Source organism: Exiguobacterium sp. s78, assembly GCF_018618985.1.
In the GTDB taxonomy this organism is placed as follows: Bacteria; Bacillota; Bacilli; order Exiguobacteriales; family Exiguobacteriaceae; genus Exiguobacterium_A; species Exiguobacterium_A abrahamii.
On sequence record NZ_JACSNB010000001.1, the window covers coordinates 2037697 to 2053031 of the forward strand.

Here is a 15335-nt window from a genome sequence, read left to right on the forward strand (position 1 = left end):
CGTCTCACCCTTTATTGTGAGTCATTTGGTGATGATTGCCCACCGATTGCTTGGCGCATTTTCGTATCTGCTGTCACGTTCAAGTAGTTCGCATAATCCATGACACCAAAGTTACCGTCACGCATCGCTTCAGCGATAGCAAGCGGCACTTCCGCTTCAGCAGCGACAACCTTCGCACGCATCTCTTCAACACGTGATTTCATCTCTTGTTCACTTGCGATCGCCATTGCGCGACGTTCTTCGGCTTTCGCTTGCGCAATGTTCTTATCTGCTTCTGCTTGATCCGTCTGCAGAACCGCACCGATATTCTTACCGATATCAATATCTGCAATATCAATCGAGAGAATCTCGAACGCCGTACCCGAATCGAGTCCTTTTGCAAGAACCGTCCGTGAGATCATCTCTGGATTCTCAAGTACTTCTTTTTGGTCATTACACGAACCAATTGTTGAGATGACACCCTCACCAACACGTGCGATGACCGTTTCTTCCCCAGCACCACCGACGAGACGATCGATGTTCGCACGTACCGTGATCCGGGCTTTCGCTTTCACTTCAATCCCGTTCATCGCCACACCGGCAATGAATGGTGTTTCGATGACTTTCGGGTTAACCGACATTTGAACAGCTTCCAAAACGTTACGACCAGCAAGATCAATCGCCGCTGCGCGTTCGAAGCTCAACTCGATATTCGCACGGTGTGCTGCAATCAAGGCATTGACGACGCGGTCAACGTTACCACCAGCAAGGAAGTGACTTTCCAGTTGGTTCGTATTCAAGTTCAATCCCGCTTTAACCGCCTTGATCAACGGATTGACGATCTTAGACGGTGTTACTCGACGAAGACGCATCCCAACTAATGTAAAGATCGATACGCGCACTCCCGCTGCGAGCGAGCTAATCCAAAGTGGAATCGGAACGAGCGTGAAGAAGATGGCGAGGAAAATTAAAATTCCTCCGGATATGAGTAATACAGTCAATAATTCAGGTGTCATGTGTGGGACTCCTCCTTCGTATGTTGGACTCTAACAATGACGCGTCCATGCGTCACTTCTTTTACGACGATCGTTTCCCCCGCTTGAATGAAGGTCCCTTCCGTAACCGCATCGATTCGATTTCCGTCGATTTCAATTGTTCCTGACGGACGGAGAGGTGTCAGACTGACTCCTTCTTGTCCTAACAGTTGCACTTTGTCTTGATGAGAAAGATAGCCTTTTTCAGACGATGTGGAATCTGTCAAAATCAAACCTCTCCATAATAAGGATTGATTCGATTTAATTCTGCGATATGCCCAGTATCCGGCCGCAAGTGATAGAAATACAGCAAGTCCAACCGCTATGCCTACTTGACCAACTGTAGCACCTGCCATGATCAGACTAGCAAGGACAGCGCCGATTCCGAGGACTCCAAAGATTCCGAACCCTGTGACGAATATTTCGACCAGTAACATGAGGACCCCGATCATGAAGACCGCCAAAATCATCCCTAAGCTAAACGTCATGCGTACGTTCACCCCTTTTCATTCGTGTCAGAAGCTGCTTCTTTTGCACTTTGATTCGTTACTATAATTATATACGCTTTCAAAACAAAAAGGTTTCATGACTATTCTGAATTCATTAAGAAACTTTTAATTGTGACAAGAACGACAAAAAAGGTGCCCCGAAGGACACCTTTTTCATGTATTAAGCGAGCCGTTGTTTGACGAGTCGATTAATTAACGCACCGTCTGCCTTGCCTTTAAGCTGTGGCATGACGATACCCATTACTTTCCCCATATCTGAAGGAGCAGAGGCACCCGTCTGCGCAATAGCTGCGTCGACGATTTCCTGTACTTCTTCCTCGGAAAGCTGTTTTGGCATATAAGCTTCGAGCACGACAATCTCTGCTTGAATTTTCTCGACGAGATCGTGACGACCAGCGCTTTCGAATTCTCGGAGGGAGTCGTTGCGCTGCTTCATTTCACGTGAAAGAATCGTTAATTCTTCCTCGTCTGTCAATTCTTGCTTACCGAGTTTGATCGTTTCATTTTGCAACGATGATTTCACCATCCGAATCGTCGTAAGACGATCTTTTTCACGTAGACGCATGGCTTCTTTCATATCCGCTGTCAAACGCTCCTGAAGACTCATGAGGATACACCCTCTCTAACGTTAGAACTTCTTACGCTTACGCGCAGCCTCCGATTTAAGCTTACGTTTTACACTTGGCTTTTCGTAGTGTTTACGTTTACGAACTTCTGCAAGCGTACCATCTTTTGAAACACCACGTTTGAAGCGACGAAGTGCGTCTTCAAGTGATTCATTTTTACGTACACGAGTTTCCACTAGTTTTCCCTCCCTCCGATATTACCGACTAAAGGAAACGTGTCAGACACGTCATACAACATTATAGTAGGAATATACAATTTGGTCAACAGTTGATTCTAGCGACTTTTCTGTACCCTACGCTGTTCCTTTTTGTTCTTATCTATCCTCTCATGGTTGCATCCGTTTGACAACAAAATCTAGTCATTCCTGCATCAAAATCCAGAAACTTTTTTGTAAGCGTTATCATGTATTTTTTAAAATGTTTTGTCAAAAAGGGTGATGATGTGTCAAAATATAGACAATTATCAAATAAAGGAGTGTGACATCACTTATGAAAGAAGCAAAGCGCATCATTTGGGGATTGATTCTCGGGGTGATTCTCGGAATCGTCCTCGCTTCCTTACCGGACAAGTCGATTTATGAGGGATTGAATAAATATGCTTTACAACCCATCGGAACGATCTTCCTGAACTTAATTAAGATGCTCGTCGTACCGATCGTCTTCTTCTCAATCGCCCTTGGCGTCATGGGACTTGGAAATCCAAAAGAGCTTGGTCGTGTTGGTGGTAAAGCCATCACTTACTTCATGACGACGACAGCTGTCGCAATTGTCATTGCTCTCGGTTTGTCATTACTGATCAAACCGGGTACGTTTGGTAACTTCGAGACGCAAGGTCTGGAATATGATAACGGAAATCTACCAGATACGAGCATAATCAACACAATCGTTGGTATGTTCCCGACGAACCCGATCACGTCGATGGCGGAAGGAAATATGCTACAAATCATCGTCTTCAGTGTCTTTATCGGTTTTGGGATCACGTTCCTCGGTCAAAAAGTCTCGACACTACGGACGTTCATCGAGCAGGGTAATGATTTAATGACGTACTTGATCACGCTCGTCATGAAAATGGCACCGCTCGGAGCATTTGCTTTGATCGCATCAGCCGTCGGTTCTCAAGGGTGGGATTCGCTAAAAGCAATGGGACTTTATATGGGTGTCGTCATCTTGTCACTATTCGTCCATTCCGTATTGACGTATGGTTCGACTGTTTCACTTCTTGGGAAGATGAACCCGTTCTTCTTCTTTAAGAAGTTCGCACCTGTCATGCTGTTTGCTTTCTCGACGTCTTCGTCGAACGCAACACTTCCTGTTGCGATGCAAACGGCTCAAAAAGAGTTGAAGGTTCCGCGTTCCGTCTCAAGTTTCGTCCAACCTCTTGGTGCGACGATCAATATGGATGGAACAGCGATCATGCAAGGTGTCGCGACTGTCTTCATCGCGCAAGTCTACGCTGTAGATTTGACGCCAGGTCAACTTGCGACTGTCGTCCTGACAGCTGTTCTTGCATCAGTCGGTACAGCCGGTGTACCGGGTGTCGGTCTCGTCATGCTGACGATGGTTCTCCAGTCGGTCAATCTACCGGTCGAAGGGATTGCATTGATCATCGGTGTCGATCGTCTTCTTGATATGATGCGGACAGCCGTCAACATTACTGGTGACGCAGCATGTGCCGTCATCGTCTCGAAATCGGAAGAAGGTAATCTGAAAGAAGAAGAGAACGAAGAAACGGATGAGCGTTACGCTTGATTGCACGTTTCTCGACTGACGAAAAGGACGTTCCGCCAACTGCGGAACGTCCTTTTTTATCTGTTCACTTATTTTGATAAGACGAATGAGCTAAGTCCTTCGACACGAACCGTACCTGATACTTTACGGATTGCTTTGGTTCCTGCTTGTTTACCATCTACAAGCAACTTCCATTTTCCTGTCGGTAGCTTCATATCGACTGCTGTTCGATTCGCATTATGAATGACGTAGAGATCATCCTTTTGTTGTGGCGCAGCATCATCTAGTCGATAAGCGATGACTTGTGCCGGTGCTGTTTCAAACGTCAGGTAACGACGAATGTCTTTTGCTGTTGCTAAATGAAGTACTGGATTCTTTTTGCGTAACTCGATCAATCCTGTCATATAATCAACGTCTTGTTGACGGTCCATCTTCCGTTTCCAATCGAGCTGATTGACAGAATCCGGTGATTTATATGAATTATGGTCGCCGCCCTTCGTCCGCATGAAGTCCTGTCCTGCATGGATGAACGTCGTTCCTTGTGACGTCAACAAGATGCTTGAAGCCAAACGATGCATCTTTGTCTTCGTTGCGTCATTGTCTTGCGGATTCGTCAGGTTCAACTTATCCCAGAGCGTATGGTTGTCATGTGCTTCAACGTAAGTGATGGCTTGATCTGGTTCTTGCGTAAATCCTTGAATCTCTTTGTCATAAGCAATTTCTCCGACGATTCCGCGTTTGATGCGCGTTTCAAGACCCGTTGTTCCGTTAATGAAACCAGCATCTGAATCGATGAAGACGCTACCTTTGAGCGCATCGCGTAGATTGTCATTGAAATGTCCGATTCCTGGCATTTGTTTTGTATTCGTTTGGTTTGCCTTATCCGTCTCCGGAAGTGGTGTTCCAAGGCTCCACCCTTCTCCGAATACAAGAATCGACGGATCAATTCGTTTTGTCGCCTGTTTGACAGCATTCATCGTCTTGACGTCGTGAATGCCCATTAAGTCAAAGCGGAATCCGTCCCAGTGGTATTCTTTCGCCCAATATGAGACAGAGTCAACGATCAATTTGTGCATCATTTGACGCTCAGATGCTGTATCGTTTCCGACACCAGTTCCGTTCGCTAAATCGCCGCCTTCTGTATAACGGTAGTAATAACCAGGGACGATTTTATCAAGGTTTGATGCCTTTGCGTCAAACATGTGGTTGTAAACGACGTCCATGACAGCACGAAGTCCATTGTCATGTAGTCCTTGAATCATCTGCTTCATTTCTGTGATTCGGACTTTTGGATCATAGGGGTTTGTCGCATACGATCCTTCTGGTGCGTTATAGTTCTTCGGATCATAACCCCAGTTATACGATTTAAGCGGGTTCGTCTCATCGACGGACGCTGTGTTGAAATCATAGACTGGAATGAACTGAACGTGCGTGATGCCAAGTTCCTTCAGATGATCAAGCCCCGTCTTCGTCTTCGTTTTCTTACCATCCTTCGTCAAACGCGTACCTGGCTCGATGACGCCAAGGTACTTCCCTTTTTGTTTGATGCCTGAATCGTAACCTGAATTCGTCACATCAAACATCGATAAATCACGGACGTGTGATTCATAGATGATCGCGTCTGTCGCATGGCGAAGTGGCATTTTCCCATTCGTCCAGCGTTTTGGATCCGTCTCGCGTAAGTCGACGACGACACCTTGGTCGCCATTGACGGCGACTGCTGTCGCATACGGATCAACAGCACGCGTTGATTCTTTGGCGTGTTTGACTTCGTATGTGTATCCGACACCGTCAAGATCGCCCTTGACTGTTACTTGATACACACCACGATCCGTTCGTTCCATCTTGATTTCGCGCGTGATATCTTTTGTCGTAGCAGCTTCTTGTTTTGGTAAGCGATACAATTCGAGCTCGACGGCTTGTGCTGTCGGTGCCCAGACTTTAAACGTCGTCTTCGATTTTTGATAGTCGACACCGAGTTTTCCATCGTAGGCATACTTTTGGTCGAATGCTTTCGAACGGAGCACTTTACCTGCTTCAAGAATTGCTTCTCCAAAAACAGGATGAGATGCTCGGACGACTTTTGCTAAATCGATATCTGAAGTGACTTCGACTTTTACCGTTTTGGCATCGATTGCTGACACGACTGGATTCGTCACGCCTTCAAACGTAAATGCCTTTAAGTCTTCTTCCGTCAGCGGTGCATTCGTTTTTAATGTCATCGTCCGGAAGTCATCTGCTAAAAAGCTTGTGATTTTAGGTGTGCGATCAATTTCCGGTTTGCTGTAGTATACCGTCTGATCCCCTTCAATCAACCAGATGTCTTTCGCCCCTGCATAAAAGAAACGATCAGCTCCGTCTTTTTCCGACCAACCCTCAAGATGAGGAATGACGCCTGCAAGACGTGCTTTCGTTGGGTTATCGAGCGTTACCTTGGCAATGGCACCGAACTCATCCTGCTGATCGAACTCGAAACGCTTGCCATCTTGCTCTTCCGGCCAAGACCAGACACCGTACTTGTCGTAATCATTGTCATACCGGTAATAGTGGATGTTCGTATCAATTTTTTCGACATCTGCTCCATTGCTTGGATTGACTGTCGAGATGTCCTTGCTTCCCGACTCGATCCAAATTTCAGCAACACCATTTTTAATCATGTCTTTCGTAATGAAGCGATCATTCTCAGATCCCCCATCCTTGTTCCAATTGTCATCTCGAACGATGAAGCCGATTTTTTCCGGCTGATCAACTGGAAATTCATAAGCTGCGATTTTTCCGTAAGCATCCTCACCGTTAAAAGCGTGGGCTTTATTCGGAAAATAATCCGGCCCATTTGCCCATAACCATAGATTCCAATCCTTTGTGGCATTCGGGTCTTCCTTGTAGTGAATGATGACCAATGTCGACTTCCCTTTTTCCAGTGCTTGACCGGATAAAGAGAGTCCACTAAATATCAGTGCAAACGTTAGCGCAACGATACAGACGAATTTCATGCGTTTCATACGGTAGCCATCTCCTTTTGGTATGTAATCGTTTTCATTTTGCATCCGTTTACAAGTCCTGTCAAAGCCTATTTCATCGATTTGATCGAAAATAAGACTTTTGAACCAAGCACTTTTTTCAAAAAGAATGATGCGTTACTTAAGAGAAAGATAGGAAAAAGCGCCTCCACAATCATTTGCTAGAGACGCTCAACCTTGTTTATTTGATGGTAATACTAATTATGACTTACGATCGTGCGAGAAGTTTAGCGATCGTCTGCTTCGTCTGTTCCATTGATTCGTCCGATGCAAAGAAATACCAGACACCATCACTTGCGATATATCCTTCTCCCTCGATTTTCAGCGGCTTCAATTGTTCGAACCCACGCTGATTCTCCTGTGCTAGCTGCGCTGCGACATCAAGTCCGATATTCGTCGTAAAGTTGTTTTTCATGACATCCGTGATCTTTTCGAGTTGCGTCAACAACTGTGGTCCAGCAAGCTTCATTCCGACTGCTTCTAGCACTTGACGCTGACGAATTTGTCGACCCATATCGCCGAGTGGATCTTGCTTTCGCATCCGAGCATAACCACTCGCTTCAAGACCCGTCAGATGAATTTTCCCTTTCTCATACTCCTTTTGAAGACGACGGTCGTTCCAACTAAAGGCAGATGGATTGTCGACCGTGACACCCCCAACAGCATCGACCAACTCAATCAATCCATCCATGTTGATTTTCGCATAATAAGGAATATCGGTCTCAAACGTCTGCTCCACCGTTTCGACTGTCTCTTTCACCCCCCCATAGGCATAGGTATGATTGATTTTAGTCTTTTCGCCAGACGGCACGGTTACCTGCATATCTCTTGGAATGGACAGGGAAGTCGCTTGTCTTGTTTTTGGATTGAATGAAAGAAGCATGATGGCATCGGCACGTCCCTTATCATTTTTCCGTTCATCCACGCCCAGTAACAAGACATTGACCGGCTTCATCGATTCGAGTGGCTTCGGCCGCTCTCCATCTAACGGTGTTAAAAATGCGTCTGCCGTTTGCTTCACTTTTAAAAAAGCTAAACCAGCTGATGTACTAGCAATCAGAACGAACCCTAGTAGGAGCGCACTCAATACGCGCCAAACAAGGCGTGGTTTTCTTTTCGCCATTCGGGATCTCATGTCATGAACTCCTTCATAGTGTGTTTTCATACGTCTTCATCAATCCAGCAATGTTCGAGTTATGCAGGAACAGCACGGAGTCGACTTGTTTTTGTTTAGCGAACTGCGACACATCGAATGATTTTGGGACGTAACGAACGTCGACGACTTCGAGATTGGCACTTTTAGCAAGGAACGGTAAGACTGGATTCGCGAATGAATCCTTTAAGACGAGAATCGTTGGTCGATCATTCTTCGTCTGCTCCTTCATCGACATGATGCCATGATTCCCGCGCAAGAATACTTCATACCGATCGACGTAATCTCCCTCTTGCTGAACGAAAGATTCATCAATGACCGGGCGATCGCATGCCCCGTCGTAACAGACATCGATCCCTTTAAAGAATGCTGGTCCATAATAAGCTAACTGATCACCGGACGTCGCGTACGCAAGCGTCGTCTTTCGCGCTAATGAACCATAATAGGCATGCTCATCCTCTTTACGATCTGCTTTTGATGGTGTGACCGGTTGCAATCCCATCCCCTTCGTAATCGTCTGGTATGCTGACGCTGCTCCGTCGATATTCCAGTGATGGTCCGTCTTGAAGTAGTCCGTTAGTTTTAATTGATCAAGTGACAAATTCGTCATCCCCGCAGCCTTGAAGTCACGAATCATTCCTGCGTAACGTGTCCGTGCATTCGAAGCAACATACGATGGGATCAACTGATCGCGTTCAGCAATGACCGTCTTCGATGGAGCTAGCGCCATATAGACGGGTCGATCGACTTCTTGCACGAATTGCTGAAACGCGTTTGGAATCTGGACTTGAGTCGAGGCACTCGGTTCGATCATATAGCCATTTTTAGCTGTATAGATTCCATTACGAAAAGGCTGTCTGAAGACATCCTTCGATAGTAGTGCCTGCATCTCAACGAACGTCCCTCGCAAAAGTAGTTGGTCCGTGAAATACGTCTCCATCTTCAGCATGTCTTTTCCAGTCGCGATTCCTTCGATCGTCGGATTGACCGATTGTGCGAGTGTACGATTTTCTAGCTGAGAACGCACACGGTCTTCTCGGACGATCGTACCAATACCAATCGTTAACAAGATGAGTAAAAAACTGATCGTCGTCACCCACATCATGATCCGTTCAAAAGAAGTCGTCCGTTTTTGTCCCTGCTTATTTTCTGTTTCAAGTGGCTGTGCCATCAGTAGACCTCCTTTTTAGAAGCGGAAATAGATGAATGGATTAAACGTACTTGCAACAAGTGCTGATGTCGCCAAAAATAGTAGCAACATCGCATATCCATACTGCATCGTCGTACCAATTCTTCCGAGTGACACGACTAATCGCTCTCCGATGATTTTCGGAATCGGTGTCGCTGCGATACACGCGACAAGCAATAGAACACCATTTTGGACAAGCTGATAGCTCGCGCGTTCATCCCAGATCACATCTGGTACGAACATCGCTTGAATGTACGTAACGGCTTCTGGGAACGTCTCGGAACGGAAGAATACCCAACCGACCAACACGAGTACGAGTGTCCAAACGGTCGAGAAGACTGGCGTTTTCTCCAACCATTTCCCGAGAAATGCTTTCTCGAGCATGATCCAGATTCCGTAATACGCTCCCCACGCGACGAACGTCCAACTCGCACCATGCCAAAGACCCGTCAGCATCCAGACAATTGCTAAGTTGCGATACTGTAACCACGGTGAGACACGATTTCCACCAAGCGGGATGTAGACATAATCCCGGAACCACGATCCGAGCGAAATATGCCAACGACGCCAAAATTCAGAAACGGACTTTGAAATGTAGGGATAGTTAAAATTCTCAAGAAAATGAAATCCAAACATCAAAGCTAGTCCAATCGCCATATCACTATATCCTGAAAAATCGAAATAGATTTGTAAGGCGTAGGCGATAATGCCAATCCAAGCAAGCCCCATCGAGAGATCTTTCATATTGAAGATGGCATCCGCGACTTGACCACATCCATTGGCAAGAATCAGTTTTTTAGCTAAGCCGATCGTAAACCGACGAACCCCTCGGGCAAAATCGGAAACTGTCTCTTCTCGTGATTCGATTTGGCTCGCAATCGTGTTATAGCGAACGATCGGACCCGCGACGAGTTGGGGAAAGAACGCGATATAAAGGGCGAGGTCAAGCGGATTCTTTTGCACCGCTTCCTTCCCTTTGTAGATGTCGATGACATAACTCATCGCATGGAACGTATAGAACGAGATACCGAGTGGCAAGACGACCTCTGGTACGAACCATCCTAATCCGAATGTCTCGTTGACTGAACGAACAAAAAATCCGCTGTACTTGAACCAGCCGAGTAACCCCAGATTGACTGCGATCATACTGAACATGATCCACTTGACGCCGATTCGGTGTCGATACAGATCGACGAACAAGGCGAAGAAGTAGTTGATCGTGACGCTCAGTAGCATCAGCAATGCAAAACGCGGTTCTCCGAATGCATAAAAGAATAGACTCGTCACTAATAGCCAGCCATTTCGGAAGCTGCGTGGGAGTAGGTAATAGACGATCAATACAGTCGGTAAGAACAGAAATAAGAATATCGTCGAACTAAATAGCATACGTCGCTTCCTCCCCTGCCGTGACATGTTGCACAATCTGAATGTCCCGGAGATGGACCCGGAAGCTCCCCTCTTGCAAGAACTTCCATGCCACCTTGAAATACTTCGCTCCTGGTACTCGTTTCATCTGTACATGAACGACTGTCTCATTCGTCAATGTGACGGTCTCCGTTTCCGATCCCATTCGTTTTTTCTGCCCATATTGCATCTTGAATAACTGAACGACACATGGTGCATCGACTTCGAAATGACAGGTCACCTCGATGATGTCTCCTGTAATCGTGGCGTCTGACCGGTATAACTTTGAAGGCGGATGTTGAAATCCTTGATCAAACAACTGAATGTACAATTTGTCATCTGCCGTCGCTTCTTGAAAATCAAAATAGATACCATCTGTAGCATCCTCAAGCAAGATTTTTTCCTGCGTTCCGAATGGAAAGAACTGATAAATCGCTAGAGGAATACGTTGACTCATACAGGTACCTCACTCATGATGGCATCGACGATTCGCTCTGCTGCCTGTCCATCGCCATAAGGATTCGCCGCTTGTGCCATCGATTGATAGAACACCTGATCCGTCAACAATTGATGACTCATCGTATAAATCATCTCTGGGTTCGTCCCGACGAGCTTCAACGTTCCAGCTTCGACCCCCTCTGGACGTTCTGTCGTCTCCCGTAAGACAAGAACAGGCACGCCGAGCGAAGGTGCTTCCTCTTGAATCCCACCTGAGTCAGTCAGAATGAAGGATGCCCGAGCCGCAAGATTATGGAAGTCAAATACATCAAGTGGTTCGATCAATTGAATCCGCGGATGATGCTCCAAGCGAGCTGCCGCCTCTAGTACGACCGGATTCGGATGAACCGGATAGACGATTTCGATTTCTGGATGTTCATTCGCTAGTCGCTCGATTGCATCAAAAATCGTTGCCAGTTGTAAATGATTCTCACGGCGATGAACCGTCAAAAGAACGAGTTTTCGTCCCGACTTCTCTAGGCGCGATAGGACAGGATGTGTATATGTCGGTGATACAGTCGTCTTCAACGCATCGATGACCGTATTACCGGTTACGATGATTGGCGTCTGCTTGTTCTCAGCACGTAAGTTCATTGCGGCCTGTTCAGTCGGTGCAAAATGATAATCCGCCAACACACCTGTCAATTGACGATTCATCTCTTCAGGGAACGGCGCATACTTTTCATATGTCCGTAATCCTGCTTCCACATGACCGACTGGAATCTGTTGATAGAACGCCGCTAAAGAAGCAGCGAACGTCGTCGTCGTATCCCCATGGACAAGGACGAGATCCGGCTGTTCCTTTTCGAGGACGCGACGCATCGCGTTTAAAATACGCGCCGTCATTTCCTCTAACGTCTGACGCGGACGCATCAAATCCAAGTCATGGTCCGGAGTGATCTCGAACAGTTCAAGGACCTGATCGAGCATCTCTCGGTGCTGTGCTGTAACAACGACGATTGGTTCGACGTCCTGACGATTTTCAAGTGCTTTGACGACCGGCGCCATTTTGATCGCCTCTGGTCGTGTTCCGAATACAAGCATGACACGTTTCATTTACTTCATCCCCTATCTCATTTCATGACGATTGTTCAATCGTCTCGCCCATCATTTGCTGATCCACGGAACCGATCCGTTCCGTTCGTTTCTTAGCTACGTAATGGGAGGCTTGCTTTTTTGATAACTGTTTGTACCAATATAGATATTTATTGTATTCAGCCAACGTTTCGTTCGTCGGACCAAATAGACGTACTTCCCCGTATTCCAACCAAAGGATTTTTGTACAGAAACTCTTTACCTGGCTGAGCGAATGACTGACGAAAAAAATCGTTTTCCCTTGATCGCGGAATTCACGCATCTTATCGAGGCACTTTTCGGTAAACGTTTGGTCTCCGACTGAGAGTGCTTCGTCGATGATCAAGATATCTGGATTAATATGAATCGAGATCGCAAAACCAATTCGAGCTCGCATGCCGCTCGAATATGTCTTGACCGGCTGATCGATAAACTCCCCGATATCAGCGAACTCTAGAATTTCTGGAGCAATCGTCTCGATTTGTCGTTTCGTCAAGCCCATCATTAGCCCTTTTAATTCAATGTTATCTCGCCCTGTCAGTTGACTATTCAATCCACTAGAGATGGCAATCAATGCTGACTTTCCACCCAATGTGACCCGACCGTACGTCGGTGGTGTCACGTTAGCAAGCAGATGCGATAGTGTCGATTTTCCACTTCCGTTGATGCCAACGACACCGACGATTTCTCCCTCTTCCACAGAAAAGGAGACGTTCTTTAGAGCATAGAACGATTTTCCATTCACCTTACCGAACAACACTTCCTTTAGCTTGTCGATCGGTCGGGCATAGAGCATGTACCGTTTCGATACATTCTCAAACACGACATGACCCATCGTTCTCCCTCCTATACGTAATCGATGAAATAGCGTCGGAATCGAATGTGAATCGATGCTCCAACAAGTAAGATTGCGAGCGTCATACACCAGAAGTACACGCCGTACCACATATGATCGAGCAGATAGCCGGTTCCGATGAGTGCGGACCGATACCCCTCAATCAAATAAACGAGTGGGTTTAGCATCAACAACATCTTGAATAACGAGTGATCTGGCGGAATCCACATGATTGGCGTCAAATACATCAGCATGCGGATCGCAGATGTCACCATGTTTTGTACATCTCGAATCATCGTCGCAAGTGCGGATAACAATAAGGAGACCGCATATAGGAATACGACGCCTGCCGGTACGATATAAAGGAGTTCAAGCGTATGCCATCCCGGGAAATAACCGAAGGCACACCCTAAAATGATCGTCAAAGCAATCATCGCGAGATGACGGTAGAATTGTGCCAAAATGACATACGCTGGAATCGTACTCAATGGAAAGTGCATCTTCGAGACGAGAGCGACCCGACCATAAATCGACCGGGAACCACTTGGAATCGTACTACCGATGAAGAACCAAGCAATCAATCCGCTGACGAGCCAAAAGACGAACGGAATTCCATCGACTGGATGACCACCACGAATCCCGAAGCCGAATACGACCCAGTAGACACCGATTTGGAGAAGTGGCGTCATGATCTCCCAAAACCAACCAAGGTATTGCATGCTGTATTGACTCTTTGTTTCATAAAGCGAGAGCCGAAAGATCAGATATAGATGATCCTTCAACTCTCCCCCAATCGTTCGTAACGCGTTCATATCGCTTTCGCATCCACTTCCGTCACGCGGTGCGTATGCAAATTACCGAAGTTCAGGACTTTGACAGCGTCGAGCTCATTGACGATCCCTTTCGTATCAAAGAGTAACGGTGTCCGCATGTAGTTTGCGAGACGACGTGAATCGAATTGTTTGAATTCATCGTGGTCGACTAAGACAAGCGCTAGGTCGGCGCCTTGAATCGCCTCCAGCTCATCGACGAGTTCGAAACGTGTCGAAATCGAGCGTTCGACGTGCGGATCACAGACAGCGACGTCAAGTCCACGGTCGAGTAATTGTTCAATGACTTCGACAGCTGGACTCTCGCGCATGTCGTCGACGTTTCCTTTATACGTGACACCAAAGACGGCGATTTTTGGACGGACACGCGAACCGACGAGACGAGCTGCTTGTTCGGCAACGAATTGTGGCATCTGAACGTTCGTTTGTCGTGCCGTATGAATGATGCGAGCAAGCGATGGGGCTTTTGCGACGATGAAGTACGGATCCACTGCGAGACAGTGACCACCCACTCCCGGTCCCGGATGATGCAAGTTCACCCGTGGGTGCATGTTCGCCATCTCAATCACATCTAAGACGTTGATCTCTAGCTGATGACATACTTGCGTCAATTCATTTGCGAGAGCAATGTTGACATCGCGGAACGTATTCTCCATCAACTTCGACATTTCGGCTGTCTTCGCATCTGTCCGGACGATTTCACCTTGAACGAATGTTTCGTAAACGGCAGCACCTGCCTCCGCACACGCTGGCGTCAATCCACCAACGATTCGGTTATTATGGATAAGTTCATGTAAGATTTGTCCTGGCAAGACACGCTCGGGACAATGGACGACATAAATGTCCTCACCGATCGTAAATCCAGCTGCTTCGATTAAGGGACGGACATGATCATCCATCGTTCGTGGCGCAATCGTCGATTCGACGATGACGACGTTCCCTTTTTCAAGGAAGGGTAGCATGTTATTAATCGCTGAAATGACATATTTCAAATCACACGATTTATACGTATCGTTTAAGTTAGGAGTTGGAACGGCGATTAAAAAGACATCTGCTCGTTCTGGCGTAAGTGTCGCTCGGAATTTTCCGTTCGCGACGACTCGTTTGATGACATCCTCGAGTCCTGGTTCTTCAATATGAATCGTTCCCGTGTTCAGAAGATTGACGATTTGTGGATCGATGTCGACACCTACGACTTCCGTGCCATGATCCGCGAACATCGCAGAAGAAGGTAATCCAATATATCCTAGTCCGATTGTGCAAAGTTTCATTTTGTCATTCCTCCATCGAGTTAGTCATACTAGCCAACGAACGGTCTGTGGCTTGGCTGTAACTAGACCATAACGACATTTCCTTTGCTTTCCAATGCTTCTAACCATCTCTTAAACCATTCTTCACAGACCTTACATTTCCAGTGTTTTCTATCGTTTTTGTAAATCTTATGAAGCTTTCGCGA

General features: G+C 46.6%; 13 protein-coding genes and 1 pseudogene. 1 reads left to right on the forward strand and 13 read right to left on the reverse strand.

What is annotated here, in order from left to right; genetic code table 11:
* Positions 1-11: 11 nt before the first annotated feature.
* From floA to rpsU, 4 genes are all read right to left on the reverse strand, one after another.
* The gene (gene floA / locus KNQ18_RS10590; protein WP_023467489.1) at positions 12-995 is read right to left on the reverse strand and encodes a flotillin-like protein FloA; all 984 of its coding nucleotides are present in this window, start codon (positions 993-995) and stop codon (positions 12-14) included.
* Positions 992-1501, reverse strand: a complete 510-nt coding sequence (locus KNQ18_RS10595) for an NfeD family protein (protein ID WP_047396392.1) — start codon at positions 1499-1501, stop codon at positions 992-994. The genes floA and KNQ18_RS10595 overlap by 4 nt, the downstream gene beginning before the upstream one ends.
* A 181-nt stretch (positions 1502-1682) precedes the next feature.
* Positions 1683-2129 carry a GatB/YqeY domain-containing protein gene (locus KNQ18_RS10600; RefSeq protein ID WP_023467485.1) on the reverse strand — a complete coding sequence of 149 codons (447 nt, stop codon included), beginning with the start codon at positions 2127-2129 and terminating at the stop codon, positions 1683-1685.
* 21 nt (positions 2130-2150) lie between these two features.
* Complete coding sequence (gene rpsU / locus KNQ18_RS10605) at positions 2151-2324, reverse strand: 30S ribosomal protein S21 (RefSeq protein ID WP_012369719.1); 174 nt, start codon at positions 2322-2324, stop codon at positions 2151-2153.
* Positions 2325-2637: 313 nt separating this feature from the next.
* On the opposite strand from rpsU, the gene KNQ18_RS10610 reads away from it, so the two are divergent.
* Positions 2638-3897, forward strand: a complete 1260-nt coding sequence (locus tag KNQ18_RS10610) for a dicarboxylate/amino acid:cation symporter (RefSeq protein WP_050678369.1) — start codon at positions 2638-2640, stop codon at positions 3895-3897.
* 68 nt (positions 3898-3965) lie between these two features.
* On the opposite strand, the gene pulA is transcribed toward KNQ18_RS10610, so the two are convergent.
* From pulA to KNQ18_RS10655, 9 genes and pseudogenes are all read right to left on the reverse strand, one after another.
* The gene (pulA, locus tag KNQ18_RS10615; protein WP_215084718.1) at positions 3966-6878 is read right to left on the reverse strand and encodes a type I pullulanase; all 2913 of its coding nucleotides are present in this window, start codon (positions 6876-6878) and stop codon (positions 3966-3968) included.
* A gap of 226 nt (positions 6879-7104) precedes the next feature.
* On the reverse strand, positions 7105-8031 hold the full coding sequence (locus tag KNQ18_RS10620) for an LCP family protein (RefSeq protein ID WP_023467480.1): 927 nt from the start codon (positions 8029-8031) through the stop codon (positions 7105-7107).
* A 13-nt stretch (positions 8032-8044) separates the two neighbouring features.
* Positions 8045-9220, reverse strand: coding sequence for a DHHW family protein (locus KNQ18_RS10625; protein WP_058265078.1), 1176 nt, complete (start codon positions 9218-9220; stop codon positions 8045-8047).
* A gap of 15 nt (positions 9221-9235) precedes the next feature.
* Entirely contained in the window at positions 9236-10624 is a 1389-nt protein-coding gene (locus KNQ18_RS10630; RefSeq protein WP_064300326.1) for an MBOAT family O-acyltransferase, read from the reverse strand.
* Positions 10614-11099 carry a hypothetical protein gene (locus tag KNQ18_RS10635; RefSeq protein ID WP_215084721.1) on the reverse strand — a complete coding sequence of 162 codons (486 nt, stop codon included), beginning with the start codon at positions 11097-11099 and terminating at the stop codon, positions 10614-10616. Before KNQ18_RS10635 ends, KNQ18_RS10630 begins: the two co-directional genes overlap by 11 nt.
* Entirely contained in the window at positions 11096-12196 is a 1101-nt protein-coding gene (wecB, locus tag KNQ18_RS10640; RefSeq protein ID WP_050678363.1) for a non-hydrolyzing UDP-N-acetylglucosamine 2-epimerase, read from the reverse strand. Before wecB ends, KNQ18_RS10635 begins: the two co-directional genes overlap by 4 nt.
* A 112-nt stretch (positions 12197-12308) precedes the next feature.
* Positions 12309-13049: pseudogene (locus KNQ18_RS10645) on the reverse strand (ABC transporter ATP-binding protein); the annotation flags it as partial.
* A gap of 11 nt (positions 13050-13060) precedes the next feature.
* Positions 13061-13861: an ABC transporter permease gene (locus KNQ18_RS10650; protein WP_029341022.1), complete on the reverse strand. Its 801-nt coding sequence runs from the start codon at positions 13859-13861 to the stop codon at positions 13061-13063.
* On the reverse strand, positions 13858-15150 hold the full coding sequence (locus tag KNQ18_RS10655) for a nucleotide sugar dehydrogenase (protein WP_215084725.1): 1293 nt from the start codon (positions 15148-15150) through the stop codon (positions 13858-13860). Before KNQ18_RS10655 ends, KNQ18_RS10650 begins: the two co-directional genes overlap by 4 nt.
* Between the last annotated feature and the right edge of the window lie 185 nt (positions 15151-15335).

Coding starts and splice junctions, on each gene's coding strand:
- floA (WP_023467489.1), bottom strand. CDS start 995: ATGACACCTGAATTATTGACTGTATTACTCATATCCGGAGGAATTTTA.
- KNQ18_RS10595 (WP_047396392.1), bottom strand. CDS start 1,501: ATGACGTTTAGCTTAGGGATGATTTTGGCGGTCTTCATGATCGGGGTC.
- KNQ18_RS10600 (WP_023467485.1), bottom strand. CDS start 2,129: ATGAGTCTTCAGGAGCGTTTGACAGCGGATATGAAAGAAGCCATGCGT.
- KNQ18_RS10610 (WP_050678369.1), top strand. CDS start 2,638: ATGAAAGAAGCAAAGCGCATCATTTGGGGATTGATTCTCGGGGTGATT.
- pulA (WP_215084718.1), bottom strand. CDS start 6,878: ATGAAACGCATGAAATTCGTCTGTATCGTTGCGCTAACGTTTGCACTG.
- KNQ18_RS10620 (WP_023467480.1), bottom strand. CDS start 8,031: ATGAGATCCCGAATGGCGAAAAGAAAACCACGCCTTGTTTGGCGCGTA.
- KNQ18_RS10625 (WP_058265078.1), bottom strand. CDS start 9,220: ATGGCACAGCCACTTGAAACAGAAAATAAGCAGGGACAAAAACGGACG.
- KNQ18_RS10630 (WP_064300326.1), bottom strand. CDS start 10,624: ATGCTATTTAGTTCGACGATATTCTTATTTCTGTTCTTACCGACTGTA.
- KNQ18_RS10635 (WP_215084721.1), bottom strand. CDS start 11,099: ATGAGTCAACGTATTCCTCTAGCGATTTATCAGTTCTTTCCATTCGGA.
- wecB (WP_050678363.1), bottom strand. CDS start 12,196: ATGAAACGTGTCATGCTTGTATTCGGAACACGACCAGAGGCGATCAAA.
- KNQ18_RS10650 (WP_029341022.1), bottom strand. CDS start 13,861: ATGAACGCGTTACGAACGATTGGGGGAGAGTTGAAGGATCATCTATAT.
- KNQ18_RS10655 (WP_215084725.1), bottom strand. CDS start 15,150: ATGAAACTTTGCACAATCGGACTAGGATATATTGGATTACCTTCTTCT.